Here is a 14,869-nt window from a genome sequence, read left to right on the forward strand (position 1 = left end):
TTGTTACAGATAAAAATGTTTGCCGTTGTTTTGATTATTGGCTTTAAGCTCGGACAGCATGCGTTTGAAATCCAAGCCGTATTGTTCGGATAATTTATCCGCCCGCTTTTTCAGATGATCTAGATTTTGTTCTTTCGGGGCGTTTTGGAAAGCCATAACGGCCACATTGCCGTGGCTTTCGGCAGGCAGTTCCAATACGCGGCCTTCAAACACCTCCAACAGGCGTTCGACGAAGCGGCGGTAACGGCGGTCGCCGCTCCACCAGTTGGTAACGAAAATGCCGTCGGGCGAAAGGGCTTGGCGGCAGTCTTCGAAAAAGGGTATTTCCACCAAAGCATCGATAATCTGCTGCCCGTCGAAGCCGTCGGTAAGAATCACGTCGGTGCTGCCGCGCAGGGTTTTGATGTATTCGGCACCGTCGGCTTCGATGATTTCGAAGCGTTCGTCTTCAAAAGGCAGCTCGAACAGGCTGCGGGCCACGTTGATCACTTGCGGATTGATGTCGATGGCGGTTTGGCGGGTGTCGGGCAGGTAAGCGTCTATCCAACGGGTAAAAGAGCCGCCGCCCAGACCGATTTGGGTGATATGTGCGGGCGGCTGCTCTGCAAACAGCAGCCAACCCATCATGGCGCGGCTGTATGAAAGCACCAGCTCCGAGGGATTGTCGAGGTTCATCGAACTTTGCACGGTTGAGCTGCCTAAATGCAGCGAACGGATATTGTCTGTTTCGGAAATACCTACTTCAGGCAGTTCGAACTGTTGTGCGCGCAGACGGCGGTAAGGATGGCGGGCCATGGGCTGAATGATGCGAAAAAAGGTGTATTTTAATACAGTTTGCACTCGGGCGCGGTTTAAAATGCTTGATTCGGCTGATTGCTATGTGCCGGAATAGCCTGAAGCCGTTGGCGGAGAGGCTTTGAGGAGGTCGGCACAGATAAACGGCGGTTTTCAGCCGGTTATCCGCATTGGCCGCAATCGGCTTTGTTTGCCTGCAAGCGCAGGGATTTGCGCTGTTCGGCGGCTTCAAAGCGGCAACGCTGCAATTCGGTGGCGATTTCCAGTGGCGGCACGGCGACGGGTTTGCCGTTTTCTATGGCTACCATGGTGAAGTAACAACTGTTGGTGTGGCGGCTGGTGCGTGCACGGATGTTTTGGGCTTCGACACGGATACCGACTTCCATCGAAGTGCGGCCGACATGGTTGATGCTGGCGAAGAATGTAACCAGTTCGCCTACGTGAATCGGCTCTTTGAAGGTTACTTGGTCTACGGAGAGGGTAACACAGTAATGGCCGCTGTAACGGCTGGCGCAGGCATAGGCTACTTGGTCGAGCAGTTTGAGCAAATCGCCGCCGTGAACATTACCGTTGAAGTTGGCCATATCGGGTGTCATCAATACGGTCATTTGTAATTCGTGCTGGGGTTGTGCATGGGTTAATGTGTCCATTGGATTGCTCTGTAAAGGTTGATAGATAGGAGGCCGTCTGAAATATAACCTTTACAGCCATTTTCTGCGATAAAAAAAGACTAACAGGCCGATAATTATCAATATCATCAAGCCGAGTACCATAAAGTAGCCGTAGTGCCAACGAAGTTCGGGCATATACTCGAAATTCATGCCGTAAATGCCGGTAATCACGGTAAGCGGCATAAAAATAATAGTGATGACGGTAAGCACGCGCATTTGCCGGTTTAGACGGTTGGATTGAAACGACAAATAAATATCCATCATACTCAACACCATATCGCGCGAGGCATCTAGAGACTCCATCAGTTGCATGGTATGGTCGTATACATCGCGTAGATAAAGCCGCGGTTCTCCGTGAAAAATGGCAAATTCGCCGTGTGCCAGTTGGTAAAGTACATCACGCAAGGGCTGCAGCGTGCGCCTCAACCTTACGGCATCACGTTTCAAACGGTGAATGCGGCTGAGGATGAGCTTGTTTTCAGCGGTTTCGCTGAAGAGGGTTTTGTCTATGTTTTCAACAAAATTATCGTATTTGTCGAGGGTAAGGAAGTAATCGTCGATCATCCGGTCGATAAAACGGTAGGCGAGAAAAGCCGCGTCTTTGCTGCGGATGTTGTGACGATTGTCGTGAAGCTGACGGCGGGTAGGGCTGAACAAACCGAGCGGACGCTGCTGGAAAGTAAAAACAAAATCAGTGCCGATGATCAGGTAAACTTGATCGGATTGCAGCTTATTGGATGTATATTGATATACGCGGGCGGCAATAAAAATATAATTTCCGTAATCTTCGATTTTAGGGCGTTGCTTTCGGCTGAGAATGTCTTCCAGCACCAGATCATGAATGCCGTATGGGGTGAGCGCGTTTTTCAGCAGGGTTGTATCGGTAATGCCGACGAAATGCAGCCAGTTGGTTTCCCTGTTTTGAGGTTGGCGGAAAACCGGCGGATGGCCGTCGGGGAAGTAGTCGGTTTGAAAAAAAGTATCGGGGGAGTAAACCGTTTGGTGGACGGCGTGCTGCGGCACGCCGTCGATATTACTGCGCGGCACGGTTTCGTCGGCATTGTGTATCAGATCGGGAGATAAGGTTTCTTGCATATGTTTTGTTTTGAAAATTAAACAGTTGCTCCCGATATTTTGAAGTTAACCGGGACGGTTTAATGTCCTTGATGACCTATTTGGAAAGTCATCGTAGTGTAACTGGCAAGTTTTTGGCAAATTTTTTGATCCGGAAAGTCGGTTTTGTGCTCGACATTGATTTTCCAGAAACCTTGGCGTAACGGAATCACTTCAACGATGCCGTTGCCGCCGGTTTTGTCGTAAAACGCTTGCGCTTCCACTTTGTGCGTTTTACTGCGGTCGCTGGTGTCGAAGCCGTCGAATGTGGCAGTAACTACGGCATCAGGTAAAGGCTCGCCGTTAAACAGTACTTTCACTTTAAAACGGTCGCCTACATGAATGTTGGCTGGATTATCTAACGGTACGATTTCCAAGCCTTGGCCTACCGGACGGGTAATGATTTTGGTGTCGGCACTTTCATGGCCGACATTGACGATGTTTTTACCATACATTCTGGTTTGCTCGCAATAATCGGCATCAACCATTTCTTTCATACTAACCTGCTTCCAGCCGGCTTTGTTTTTCGACCAAAAAGTAGGCTGGTATTCGGCAAGAACCAGATAGCTTCCGTCCTTCACCGGCTTTTTGCTTTGGTATTGGTAATTAAATTTTCCCTTTTGAATCAAATCTTCTTTGCCTTTTTCCGTAACCAGCTGCATAGGTTTGCGGAAAATGTGCAAACGGTCTTTGGCGATGGGCTCCATTTCGGGAAATTCACCGTAGCCCAGTTCGGCTTTCAGAATTTCGCCTCCATGTGTGTGGGCAGTTTCCACCCATACCCGGTGGGCGTGTGCGGATGTGGTGCATAATAAGGCGGCCAGCGTTAATAAAGCAGTTTTTTTCATGTTTTTCTCTCTCAGGTTGCAAATTTTCCAAATCGAAAGGTTGTTATAATATAGCATTGAATATTGAAAATGAACCGAAGCTTTTGAAAATATTTCAGATGGCTCCAAAAATCATATGCCCAATGGTTATATCAAAGTTTATCTATTTGTTTTAAATTGGGGAATTTTTTTGAAGCCATTAGGCCGTCTGAAAATTTAAAATATAACCGGTCGCTTACAACGGTTAGGATGCGCCGTGTTTTTGTTCAAAGATAATACTGTTGCAGACTTTAAAAATATAGTAGAAACGGTTCCGCACTATGTAGCAAATAAACTTATTTCTGATACAAGGCGGCAAGCCGCAGAAAAGTACGGGTGGTACGGAAACGATTCTGTTGTTTGCCACTTCGGCAGTTTACAAAACTGTTCCCTTTAGGCTTAGGCGAAAGGGTAGCAATGTTGCAGTCAGTTAAGTCTCTGTTAAGTTTCTTGGCTATATCCGTAGTGCTTTTATTTTGCTGCTTTATATTGGTCGTGTTGCTTGGGGATGAAACGGCTCGATTACGAAAGGCCGTCTGAAAATTTATTTTCAGACGGCCTGTGAAACTAACGGAATCAGTCTAATTTTTTGAAGTGTTTACGGCGCTCATGCTCTTGCAGGTAACGCTTGCGCAAGCGGATGGATTGCGGGGTGATTTCCACCAGTTCGTCGTCGTCGATAAACTCGACCGCGCTTTCCAAAGTCAGCTTGATCGGCGTGGTCAGGCGCACGGCTTCGTCGGTGCCGCTGGCGCGCACGTTGGTGAGTTTTTTACCTTTTAAGGGGTTAACCACCAAGTCGTTGTCGCGGCTGTGGATACCGATAATCATGCCTTCGTAGATTTTTTCGCCGGGCGATACAAACATACGGCCGCGGTCTTCCAAGTTCCACAATGCGTAAGCCACCGCTTCGCCTTGTTCTTGAGAAACCAAAACACCGTTGTGGCGGCCGGGCATATCGGGTTTAACCGGTGCGTAATCATCGAAAACGTGGCTCATCAGGCCGACACCGCGGGTTAAGGTCATAAACTCGCCTTGGAAACCGATCAGGCCGCGTGCGGGGATATGGTATTCCAAGCGGGTGCGGCCGTTGCCGTCGCTTTCCATATTGGTCAGCTCGCCGCGGCGGCGGCCGAGTTCTTCCATCACGGCACCTTGGTTGTCGTCGGGCACGTCAACGGTCAGGTTTTCATAAGGCTCGCATTTTTGGCCGTCGATTTCGCGGAACACCACGCGCGGTTTGCCTACTGCCAGTTCGTAACCTTCGCGGCGCATGTTTTCCAACAGAATGGTCAAGTGCAGTTCGCCGCGACCGGATACGCGGAATACGTCGGCATCTTCGGTATCTTCCACACGCAGGGCGACGTTGGTCAGCAATTCTTTTTGCAGACGGTCGCGGATTTGGCGCGAGGTAACGAATTTGCCTTCGGTGCCGGCCAGAGGAGAGGTGTTCACCATAAAGTCCATCGTCAGGGTAGGCTCGTCCACGCTCAACATGGGCAGACCTTGTGGGTTGTCTTTGTCGGTGATGGTAACGCCGATGCCGATGTCTTCGATACCGGAAATAATCACGATGTCGCCGGCTTCGGCCTCTTGCAAGGGTACGCGCTCCAAACCTTTAAAGCCCAACAGTTGGTTGATGCGGCCTTGTGCCACTTGTTTTTCGTGGTTCATCACGGCAACCACTTGGCCGGGTTTGATGCGGCCGTTCAAAATGCGGCCGATACCCAAGCGACCGGTGTAGTTGTCGTAGTCGAGTTGGGAAATTTGCAGTTGCAGGGTTTCGTCGGCATTGCCGCTGGGGGGAGGGGTGTGCTTGAGAATGGTTTCAAACAGCGGGCGCATGTCGCTGCTTTCGTCATCTTCTTCCAATTTGGCAAAACCGCTCAAGCCGGATGCGTACACAATGGGAAAATCCAATTGCTCGTCGGTTGCGCCGAGTTTGTCGAACAGCTCGAAGGTTTGGTCGATTACCCAGCTCGGGCGCGCGCTCGGTTTGTCGATTTTGTTGATCACAACAATCGGGCGCAGACCTAACGCCAAGGCTTTTTTGGTAACGAAGCGGGTTTGCGGCATAGGGCCTTCTTGGGCATCTACCAGCAATACCACGCAATCGACCATGCCCAAGACGCGCTCCACTTCGCCGCCGAAGTCGGCATGTCCGGGAGTGTCGACGATATTGATGTGGTAGCCTTCGTATTCGATGGCGGTGTTTTTGGCAAGGATGGTGATGCCGCGTTCTTTTTCGAGATCGTTGCTGTCCATCACGCGCTCGTCAACCTGCTGGTTGGCGCGGAAAGTGCCGGATTGGCGCAAGAGCTGGTCTACCAAGGTGGTTTTGCCGTGGTCGACGTGGGCGATAATGGCGATATTGCGGATTTGCTTCATGATTTTTCTTTGATAATGGATAAAATAAAAATAACTGTGCATTATAACATGGTTTTTTTAGCATTTTATTGTGTACTTATCGGCATTCTGGAAAGGGTTTTGTAGTTAGTGGGTAATTTCAAACAGTTAAATAATGTAAATAAATGTTTAGATATTTATGTTTTGCCACGTTTGAATAGCAGTCAAATTTTAAAATAAATGTTTAATAAACAAGATGGTAACCTTGATGCAGCTTATTCTTTAAATCCGCATTGTTGTTGATAATTGTTTGTATTTTAAATAGAAAATTTAAAATTTTTAGATTTGTTGTTACAATTTATAAAAATTGAATTCAAGTAAAAACCGCTAAAAGTTGAACACAGCATATATTTTAGAAAGGACACATCATGAAAGGCGATAAAGCCGTTATCGATTATATGAACGAGTTGTTGGCAGGTGAGCTGGCAGCCCGCGACCAATATTTTATCCACTCGCGCATGTATGCCGAATGGGGCTACACCAAATTATTCGAACGCATCGGCCATGAAATGGAAGATGAAACCCTACATGCCGAAGCGTTTATCCGCCGTATTCTGATGTTGGGCGGTATTCCGAACATGGTTCCGTCTAAAATCAATGTGGGTGCCGATGTTCCTGCCATGCTGAAAGCCGATTTGAATACTGAATTGGAAGTACGGGAAGCCCTCAAACGCGGTATCAAATTGTGTGAAGAAAAACAAGATTACGTTACCCGTGAGTTATTAGTGGAGCAGCTGAAAGATACTGAAGAAGATCATGCACATTGGCTGGAGCAACAGCTTCGCTTGATTGAATTGGTAGGTATGCAAAATTATCTGCAAAGCCAATTATAATCAATTGGATAAACAAGGAGTTTGTTATGCAAGGCGATCGTTTGGTTATTCGCGAGTTAAACAAAAACCTCGGCCTGTTGCTGGTAACCATCAACCAATACTTCTTACATGCCCGTATTTTGAAAAACTGGGGCTTTGAAGAATTAGGCGAACATTTCTATAAGCAGTCTATTGTAGAAATGAAAGCTGCCGATGATTTAATCGAACGTATTTTACTGCTTGAAGGTTTGCCTAATCTACAAGATTTAGGAAAATTGCTGATTGGCGAAAGCACTGAAGAAATCATCAAATGTGATTTAGCTAAAGAGCAGGAAAAGCACGATGCACTTATCGCAGCAATTGCATTGTGCGAAGAAAAACAAGATTATGTAAGCCGCGATTTGTTGGAAAAACAAAAAGATACCAATGAGGAACATATCGATTGGCTGGAAACCCAGCAAGAATTGGTTACCAATATCGGTTTGGCCAATTATCTGCAAACCGGGGCGCAAGAGGACTGAAACACAAACTACTGCCAATATAGCAGTTCTTTTGAGCACCTGAAAATAAAACGGCATGCAGTTTCAGCATGCCGTTTTCTTATGTTTGAAAAGTATTTACCATGATTGGTGTGCTTAATTTATTTGGATTGCCTGACGGCTTTAGTTTATAGGAGCTACGGACTGCGATTTTTTACGCATTTTCAGCCAACCGTCCAGCAAACTCAACCCGAGCCCGCACCAAATCAAACCATAAGTAGTTAAAGATTGCACGGAAACCGGTGTTTGGAGTACCAAGACGGCAAGCATAAATAACAATACGGGTTCGAGATAACTCAACATGCCGAACAGGGTTACGGGCAGCATCCGACTGGCTTGCAGATTAAGTTGCATGGCTGCGGTACTAATGATGCCGAGCAGAGGAATCAGCAGCCAGTATTTAGACGGTTCCGCCAAAATTTGCAAACTGTGCGGTTGCAACAAAAGGTAAATAACGGCAATGGGAGAAATCAAGGTTAAGTCTATCAACAATCCTGCCAGTACGGGCACACGCATTATACGGCGGAGAAGATAGTAAATCGGGTAGGTGCCCAGAACCCATAAAGTAGCCCAGGAAAAAAGCATGGGTTTGCCATAATTCATGTGCCACACCGAGAGCCGCCAAACCTACGGCCAGCCATTGCAGGCGGTTGACATATTCGGCTAAAAAAATGCGCCCGCACAAAACCATCATCAGCGGGAATAAAAAGTAACCCATTGCAATGTCTACACCATAACCGTTGACAGGGCCCCACATAAACAGCCATAACTGGCTGGCTAAAATAGGAGTGGGCAAAATGATATAAGCCCACTGTTTCCGATTTTTTCCAATTTTTTTGATGTAGGTAAAAACACTATGTAGTGTGCGGGTAGTCAGCAAGGTCAGCCAGAGTATGAACAGCATGCTGACTATACGCCATGCAAAAACTTCCGTGCCGCCCATCGGTTCCATCCAGCGGCCGTAAAGGTACAACACGCCGAATAAGATGTTGGATAGCAAGGCGGCGAGTACGCCTTTTCGTATTTCACTCATGATGGCATTTCGATTTATTAATATATTATTGTATAGCGGATGGACAGGATAATTCTATGGTGTTATCGGTTCAGGTGAAAAAATAACTACTTTGAGGGTAGCAGATTCCTGCTTTAGTTTGTCGGTTTATCCGCAAGTGCCGATGTTAATTGAGGCCGTCTGAAAAGGGGGGAGGTGTGTTTCAGACGGCCTGAGTAATGTTGTTTTAGCTTTATTGTTTAAAATGATGTCTTGCATAAAGCATGGTTGATTTTACGGCGATTGCGTTTGGATTTAATACTGTCACCTATACCTGCAACAGTGAGCGGAATGGAGTTTTAAGAGAGTGATGTATTTGAAAACCCGGAAACGAACCGGCGCAAGGCATCCGTAAAAATCCCGAAAATGTATTCAGAGGCTGTTTTTATATTTTGATATTGGAATAACTAAATAGAGGCCGTCTGAAAAGTTTTCAGACGGCCTCCGGGGCTTACTGAGAGATTACTTTATTCGCTACTTTTCTCTTTTTTCGATGCCGGTTTTTTAGCGGCGAGCCCGAGAGATTTTTGCCATTGAGCGGGTGATTTTATCAAATCCAAGGCTTTTTTCAGTTGGTCGTCTTTGGCCGGATTGGGGATACGACGCGAAGAAATATCTTCGTCTTTTTTATCTTTTTTGCCTTTGATTTTCGGAGCAGGTTCCGGTTCGGAGGGCACATAGTCGTTACCGTTTACTTCCTCACCACCGAGCGGATTGCCGATATGGCCGAGCAGATCGGCTTCGCGGCTCTCAAACAGGCGGTTTTTGTCTTTTACTTCCACATCGGGAACGATGCCCTGTGCTTGGATTGAGCGGTCTTTCGGTGTGTAATACAGGGCGGTTGTCAGCTTGATTGCACTGCCGTTGGAAAGCGGTAATACGGTTTGTACCGAACCTTTACCGAAACTTTGTGTGCCGACTACCACGGCACGGCGGTGATCTTGCAGTGCACCGGCAACGATTTCGGAAGCGGAAGCGGAACCGGAGTTAATCAGTACGGTAACCGGAACGGTTTTCAATTCGGCGGGCAGGCCGTGAAGCGGATCTTTTCCGGTAGTGAGCATGTAGTCTTCCGGAATTGCTTTCAGTATCATGCCGCCCCTACCGTCGCGGCCTTTGGTGCTGACTACGGTGGCTTCAGCAGGCAGGAAGGCGGCGGATACGCCAACCGCGCCGTTCAGCAAACCGCCGGGGTCGTCCCGCAGGTCAAGTACCAAACCTTTAAGCGGGGCTTTGTTTTGTTTGCTTAAGGCTTGGGCCGATTCATTTAGTGCGGCAACAGTACGCTCTTGGAACTGACTGATGCGGATATAGCCGTAGCCGGGCTCAAGCAGATGGTGGCGCACGCTTTTTACTTTGATGATAGCACGGGTAATCTTGACGGTAATCGGCTTGGTGGCATCTTTACGCGAAAGCGTGAGCACAATATCGGTGCCGGGCTTGCCGCGCATTTTTTTCACGGCTTCGTTAACGGTCATGCCGCGGGTGGAAACACCATTGATTTTTACAATAAAATCTCCGCTTTTTACGCCGGCGCGTTCGGCAGGTGTGTCTTCAATCGGTGCAACCACTTTCACAAAGCCGTCTTCCGAGCCTACTTCCATGCCTAAACCGCCGAATTCGCCGCTGGTGGACTCTTTCAAGTCGGCGTAGTCTTTTTTGGTCATGTATTCGGAATGCGGATCAAGGCCGGCAACCATGCCTTTCATGGCCCCTTCGATCAATTTGTCGTCGGATTTGTCTTGGTAATAATTGGCTTTGATCTGGCCGTACACTTCCGCCATAGTGCGGATGGATTGCACGGGCAGGGCTTCTGCTTTGTCTTTGTTGGCGGCATAGCTTTGTACGCTGAGGCTTAGTGCCACTCCGCTGAATGCGCCGAGTGTATAAAGGGCTACTTTTTTCAAAGTGGATTTAGACATCGTTTTGCTTTCTCTTTCGTCTTTTTCAGGCTTTCAGACGGCCTGTCCGGATAATTGGTAAACTTTATGTGATTTATTTGATGCGGGCAACAGTATAGGGGTAAAAAAATGCTAATTCAGTTGGATTTTGTAACGGTTTTCATACGTTTTTCCTATTTCCCCAAATAATAAATTTGAAATAGTTAATATACATCAGGCATATGCAGATGATTTTTCAGACGGCCTCAATATATTAAGAGAGAGGCTGTCTGAAAACAGGGTTAACGTACCCACGAGAGCGGATTCATCGGTTGGCTGCGGTAACGGATTTCCAAATACAGCCCTTGCTCGCCGGAAGGCAGGCTGCCGCTGGTGCCAATGGTTCGCCCTGAGGTAACACTGCTGCCGCCGGAAACGGAGATGCCGCTCAAGCCTGAATAAACGCTTACATAGCCGTCGCCGTGGTCGAGCACCACCATATTGCCGTAGCCGCTTAACGGACCGGCATAGGCCACGGTACCTGCTGCGATGCTTTGAACCGGTGCGCTGCCGGTGGTGAAAAATACGCCTTTCCAAGTGCCTCCGCCCGGACGCGGTTGGCCGAAACGCCCGCCGATATTGCCTCTGACGGGGCGCCGCAAGCGGCCTTGCATGCGGCTGAAGCTGTATCGGTTTTCAAGGGTTTCAGCGGGAGCCTGCAAAGCGCGGTCTTCAGTGGTGAGAGTGGAATGTGGTGTTTTAGAGGCGGTGCTTTTTGAAGGTGTTTTGGGGATTTGGGTAGATTTTTTATCGGCGGATTTGCCGTCTTTTTTCGTTGTTTTGCCTTTTTTAGCTCGTTCGGCACGGGCTTTTTCTGCTGCGGCGATGCGTTCTTCGGCTGCTTTTTTGCGGGCGGCCGCTTCTTTCCGGCGTTTTTCAGCATTGCGTTTGGCAATGTCGGCCAACAGTTTGTTCAGACGTTGTTCGTTTTCACGCAGGTTGGCAATGCGTTTGGTTTGCCCGTCGATTTGGGAGGAAAGCCGGTTGCTTTCGGTTTGTGCTTCTGAATTGGCACGGCCGAGTTTGTTCAGTGCTGCCTGTTTTTGCGCTTTGATTTTGTTCAAACGTGCCAATTCCGCATCAATGGCCGCTTCTTGTTGTTCCAATTCGGTTTGCTGTTTGGCCAAATCGCCGATAACTTTTTCGTTGGCTTGATTGATGTAGCGGCTGTATTGCAGATAACGGGCTTTTTGGCCGGGTTCGGCATTTTTTAAAAACAGCACCACGGCGTTGGGTTGGCGGTTTTTGTAATGCCCCGCCAATAGCCGTGCCACTTGGGCTTTGGTACCGGTTATTTCGGTTTTCAGACGGCCTAATTCGTTTTGCAGGGTTTGCAGTTTTTCCCATGCGGTGCGCTGCTGCTTATTGATGGCAGCAAGCTCTTTCTGTGCTTTGGCAAGTGCGGCGCGGGTACGTTCGAGAGCGGCGTGGGCGCTGCGTTGGGCAGCCTGTTTTTGCTTCAGGTCGGTTTGGGCGGCGCTAATGGCTTCGCGGATTTCTTTTAAATCTCCCGTGGCTTCTGCGGCGGTGGCAGGGGGCGGTTCGGGCGCGGCGACGGCCGGAACGGAAAGGCAGAGCAGGGCGGCTGGCAGCAGGTATTTGAACGGCATGGCGGTTGTTTGCAAAGGTTATACGGGCGCAATTATAGCGGATAGGCAGGCCGTCTGAAAATCAGAACGAAGCCTGCTTTCTATGGTTTGTTCAGCTTTCCAGAAATTCGTTCACGCCCCGTTCGCAGCGGGTTTTCTTTTCATCCAATGTGGCCTGCAGCAGGGCATCGTTTTGTGGTAAGGCGGCGCGTTCGGCTTCGTGGTGCCATAAGTGGTAGGCGATACCGGCGAATTTCAGATTGTGCCGTTTCATGCCGCTATGGTAGCAGCGGGCGACAAATTCGCTGTCTTCGCGACCCCAGCCGACAAATTCGTTGTTGAAGCCGTTTACCGCCAGTGCATCGTCGCGGAAAAAGCCCATGTTGCAGCTTTTGATGCCTTTGTGTTTGCGGTTGCCGCGTTTGCCGATCAGCTTGGCGAGTTTGGTTAGGCGTAGGGCGGACAGGCGTTTTTCGATGCCGTTGGCGGTAAACGAAAGGTCGGGCAGCGGCAGATTGGGGTGGCTGAGAATGTCGTCGGTGCGCGCTTTGGTAAGGATTACGCGCGAGCCTTGAATCAGACGGCCTTTTTTGGCTGCGGCGATGTGGTCGGCGATAAACGACGGGTCGAGCACCATGTCGCCGTCGATAATGATCAGGTAATCCGATGTGGCGGCGGCAATGGCGCGGTTGCGTGATTCGGCGGCGCGGAAGCCGTCGTCTTTCTGCCAAGTGTGCTTCACCGGCACGGGGCTGGCTTGGGTAAATTTGCCGACCACTTCGGTGGTGCGCCTGTCGGAACCGTCGTCGGCGATGATGATTTCCTGCGGCAGGCGGGTTTGCGCCAACGCCGATTTCAACACCAAAGCCAGCGCGTCGGGGCGGTTGTAGGTGGTGATGGTCAGCGATACGCTCATGTTGCGGTTGTGTTCGTAGAGCTTAACGTATTTGTAGTACGAACCTTGTGCATTGGCGGCGGAAATAATCAGGCCGTCCGAACCGTAGAGAAAGCCTTTTTTGAGCAGGTAGTTTTTGATAAACGATGCCGCGCCGTGCCAAAGGGCTTTAAACGGCGAAGAATCTTTTTTGTAGCGGTTTTCTTCGGCATACAGCGTGCTGTATTGCTGCATTTTTTGAATCAGTCCTTCGGCGTTTTGAAACGAATAATGTTTCAGACGGCCTTTGAGGGAGCGGACGTTGGTTTTGGGCGGCAACACCAAGGATTCATGCACTTTGCGGTCTGAAAACTGAATATAGTTGCGCTGATACAGGCGTGGCAGAATGTCGGGATACCAGCCGCAGCCTTTGATTAAGCGGCCGTTGTAATGGTTCAGCCGCGACAAGGTGTACACGGTTTGCGGGTCGTCGTGTTCTACGGCATCGCGGATGCTTTCAATCAGCTCGGCATCGGGCACTTCGTCGCTGTCGATACTGAAAATCCAATTGTGTTTGGCCAACGACGCGGCGAGGTTTTTCATCGGGCCGAAGCCGATAAACTCGTGCTTGCACACGCGCACGTTGCCGAAGCGGGCGGCAATTTCAAGCGTGCGGTCAGCAGAGCCGTTGTCGAGCAGCAGCACTTCGTCGAAGTCGGTCAACGCAGTGAGCACTTCTTGTAGATAGCGTTCGGAATTTTTAACCAGCATGGTTGCGCTGGCGGGGATTTTGTGTGTTTGCATAAATGGTTAAGGTGAGGGAGGCCGTCTGAAAAAACAGCTTGGTTCATGAAGATAAGGCCGTCTGAAAAGCATGGTATAGCAAATAAACTAAACTTGCCACGGTGTTGCTACGCTTTAGTTCAAAGGGAATGATTTTTTAAACCGCTTACATTGCCGCTTTTCAAAAATATTAAGTTTCCGATATTTTCACAGGTTTGGCAAAAAATCAGGCCGTCTGAACAATGATAAATCTGTTCAGACGGCCTGCCGCTGTTGGTGTTATGCCGACAAGCTGCCGTGTAAGGCTTGTGCGGTTTTAAACGCTTCATCAGCATCATCGGCGCATACGGTGAAATGTCCCATTTTTCTGCCGACATGCGCGGATTTTTTTCCGTATAGATGTAAGTGTGCGTGTGGGTGGTTTTGTACCGGCAGCCAATCGGGTTCGCCGCCGTCTTTTCCCCACACATTGCCCAGAATATTGGCCATACAGCAGCCCGACAATAAACGGGTATCAGCGGGCGGCAGACCGCACATGATGCGTACTTGTTGCTGGAATTGATCTGTGGCGCAGGCATCGATGGTGTGGTGACCGCTGTTGTGCGGGCGAGGGGCGATTTCATTGACGATTAATTCGTTTGTATCGCCGACCACAAACATTTCTACCGCCAATACGCCAACGTAGCCCAGCTCGTCGGCCAAGCGGCGTGCCATTTGCCGTGCTTGCTGCTGCACGTCTGCGCTCAAGCGGGCGGGGACGATGGAGTAGGCGAGAATGCCGTTTTCGTGGATGTTTTCGGCGGGGTCGAAGGTTTGCGTGTTGTCGCTGTTCAGACGGCATACGATCACGGAAATTTCGCCTCGTAAGTCCACCATTTTTTCCAATACGCATTCTACGCCGCCGTGTTCGGTAAATGCGGCTTTCAGTTCGCTCAAGGTTTTGACGCGGATTTGACCTTTGCCGTCGTAGCCCAATGTGGCGGTTTTGAGGATGCCGGGCAGAAACGCCGCGCTGGCTTCGGTGATGTCTTCAGGTTTGCAGACGGCCTGATAGGGTGCGGTTTGCAAGCCGGCTTTTTGAATCCATGCTTTTTCCTGGATGCGGTTTTGTGCAATGGCTACGCAGTCGCCGCTGGGTGAAATTACGGTGTGTTGAGCCAAAAAACGCATGGCATCGGCGTTGACGTTTTCAAATTCGGTGGTAACCGCAGCGCATTTAGCCAGCTCGTTTAAGGCGGCCTCGTTGTCGAAATCAGCGCACAAATGGCGGTCGGCAAAGTCGGCGGCAGGTGCGTTGGGATCGGGGTCGAGCACGGTAACTCGGTAGCCCATGGTTTTGGCAGCGACGGCAAACATACGGCCAAGCTGTCCACCGCCGAGAATGCCGAGATTGGCGGGGGGGAGAATTGGTAGAGTTTTCATTTTTTATT

11 protein-coding genes and 1 pseudogene are annotated in these 14,869 nt (G+C 49.5%); 2 read left to right on the forward strand and 10 right to left on the reverse strand.

Going from position 1 to position 14,869, the window contains the following annotated elements:
- Positions 1-3 precede the first annotated feature (3 nt).
- The 5 genes from EL216_RS00925 to typA form a co-directional block, all read right to left on the reverse strand.
- Positions 4-795: a polyamine aminopropyltransferase gene (locus tag EL216_RS00925; protein WP_085389912.1), complete on the reverse strand. Its 792-nt coding sequence runs from the start codon at positions 793-795 to the stop codon at positions 4-6.
- A gap of 161 nt (positions 796-956) precedes the next feature.
- Positions 957-1,445: an acyl-CoA thioesterase gene (locus EL216_RS00930; RefSeq protein ID WP_085389660.1), complete on the reverse strand. Its 489-nt coding sequence runs from the start codon at positions 1,443-1,445 to the stop codon at positions 957-959.
- Between the two features lie 51 nt (positions 1,446-1,496).
- The gene (corA, locus tag EL216_RS00935) at positions 1,497-2,561 is read right to left on the reverse strand and encodes a magnesium/cobalt transporter CorA (RefSeq protein ID WP_085389661.1); all 1,065 of its coding nucleotides are present in this window, start codon (positions 2,559-2,561) and stop codon (positions 1,497-1,499) included.
- Between the two features lie 59 nt (positions 2,562-2,620).
- Positions 2,621-3,427 (reverse strand): DUF4198 domain-containing protein, encoded by an 807-nt coding sequence (locus tag EL216_RS00940; protein ID WP_085389913.1) that lies wholly within the window; start codon positions 3,425-3,427, stop codon positions 2,621-2,623.
- A gap of 594 nt (positions 3,428-4,021) precedes the next feature.
- On the reverse strand, positions 4,022-5,833 hold the full coding sequence (typA, locus tag EL216_RS00945) for a translational GTPase TypA (RefSeq protein WP_085356437.1): 1,812 nt from the start codon (positions 5,831-5,833) through the stop codon (positions 4,022-4,024).
- A gap of 386 nt (positions 5,834-6,219) precedes the next feature.
- On the opposite strand from typA, the gene bfr (EL216_RS00950) reads away from it, so the two are divergent.
- Together bfr (EL216_RS00950) and bfr (EL216_RS00955) are read left to right on the forward strand one after the other, a co-directional pair.
- A complete protein-coding gene (gene bfr / locus EL216_RS00950) occupies positions 6,220-6,684 on the forward strand; it encodes a bacterioferritin (RefSeq protein WP_085389662.1) in 465 nt (154 codons plus the stop codon).
- Between the two features lie 26 nt (positions 6,685-6,710).
- Positions 6,711-7,184, forward strand: a complete 474-nt coding sequence (gene bfr / locus EL216_RS00955; protein WP_085389663.1) for a bacterioferritin — start codon at positions 6,711-6,713, stop codon at positions 7,182-7,184.
- Between the two features lie 141 nt (positions 7,185-7,325).
- Here the strand turns inward: bfr (EL216_RS00955) and rarD are convergent.
- From rarD to EL216_RS00980, 5 genes and pseudogenes are all read right to left on the reverse strand, one after another.
- A pseudogene (gene rarD, locus EL216_RS00960) lies at positions 7,326-8,235 on the reverse strand (EamA family transporter RarD).
- A gap of 485 nt (positions 8,236-8,720) precedes the next feature.
- Positions 8,721-10,175 (reverse strand): S41 family peptidase, encoded by a 1,455-nt coding sequence (locus tag EL216_RS00965; RefSeq protein ID WP_085389664.1) that lies wholly within the window; start codon positions 10,173-10,175, stop codon positions 8,721-8,723.
- Between the two features lie 260 nt (positions 10,176-10,435).
- Complete coding sequence (locus tag EL216_RS00970) at positions 10,436-11,803, reverse strand: murein hydrolase activator EnvC family protein (protein WP_085389665.1); 1,368 nt, start codon at positions 11,801-11,803, stop codon at positions 10,436-10,438.
- Positions 11,804-11,894: 91 nt separating this feature from the next.
- Positions 11,895-13,460, reverse strand: a complete 1,566-nt coding sequence (locus EL216_RS00975; protein ID WP_085389666.1) for a glycosyltransferase family 2 protein — start codon at positions 13,458-13,460, stop codon at positions 11,895-11,897.
- A gap of 258 nt (positions 13,461-13,718) precedes the next feature.
- The gene (locus EL216_RS00980; protein ID WP_085389667.1) at positions 13,719-14,861 is read right to left on the reverse strand and encodes a 5-(carboxyamino)imidazole ribonucleotide synthase; all 1,143 of its coding nucleotides are present in this window, start codon (positions 14,859-14,861) and stop codon (positions 13,719-13,721) included.
- Positions 14,862-14,869: the final 8 nt, after the last annotated feature.

Source organism: Neisseria animaloris (genome assembly GCF_900637855.1).
GTDB classification, from domain to species: domain Bacteria; phylum Pseudomonadota; class Gammaproteobacteria; order Burkholderiales; family Neisseriaceae; genus Neisseria; species Neisseria animaloris.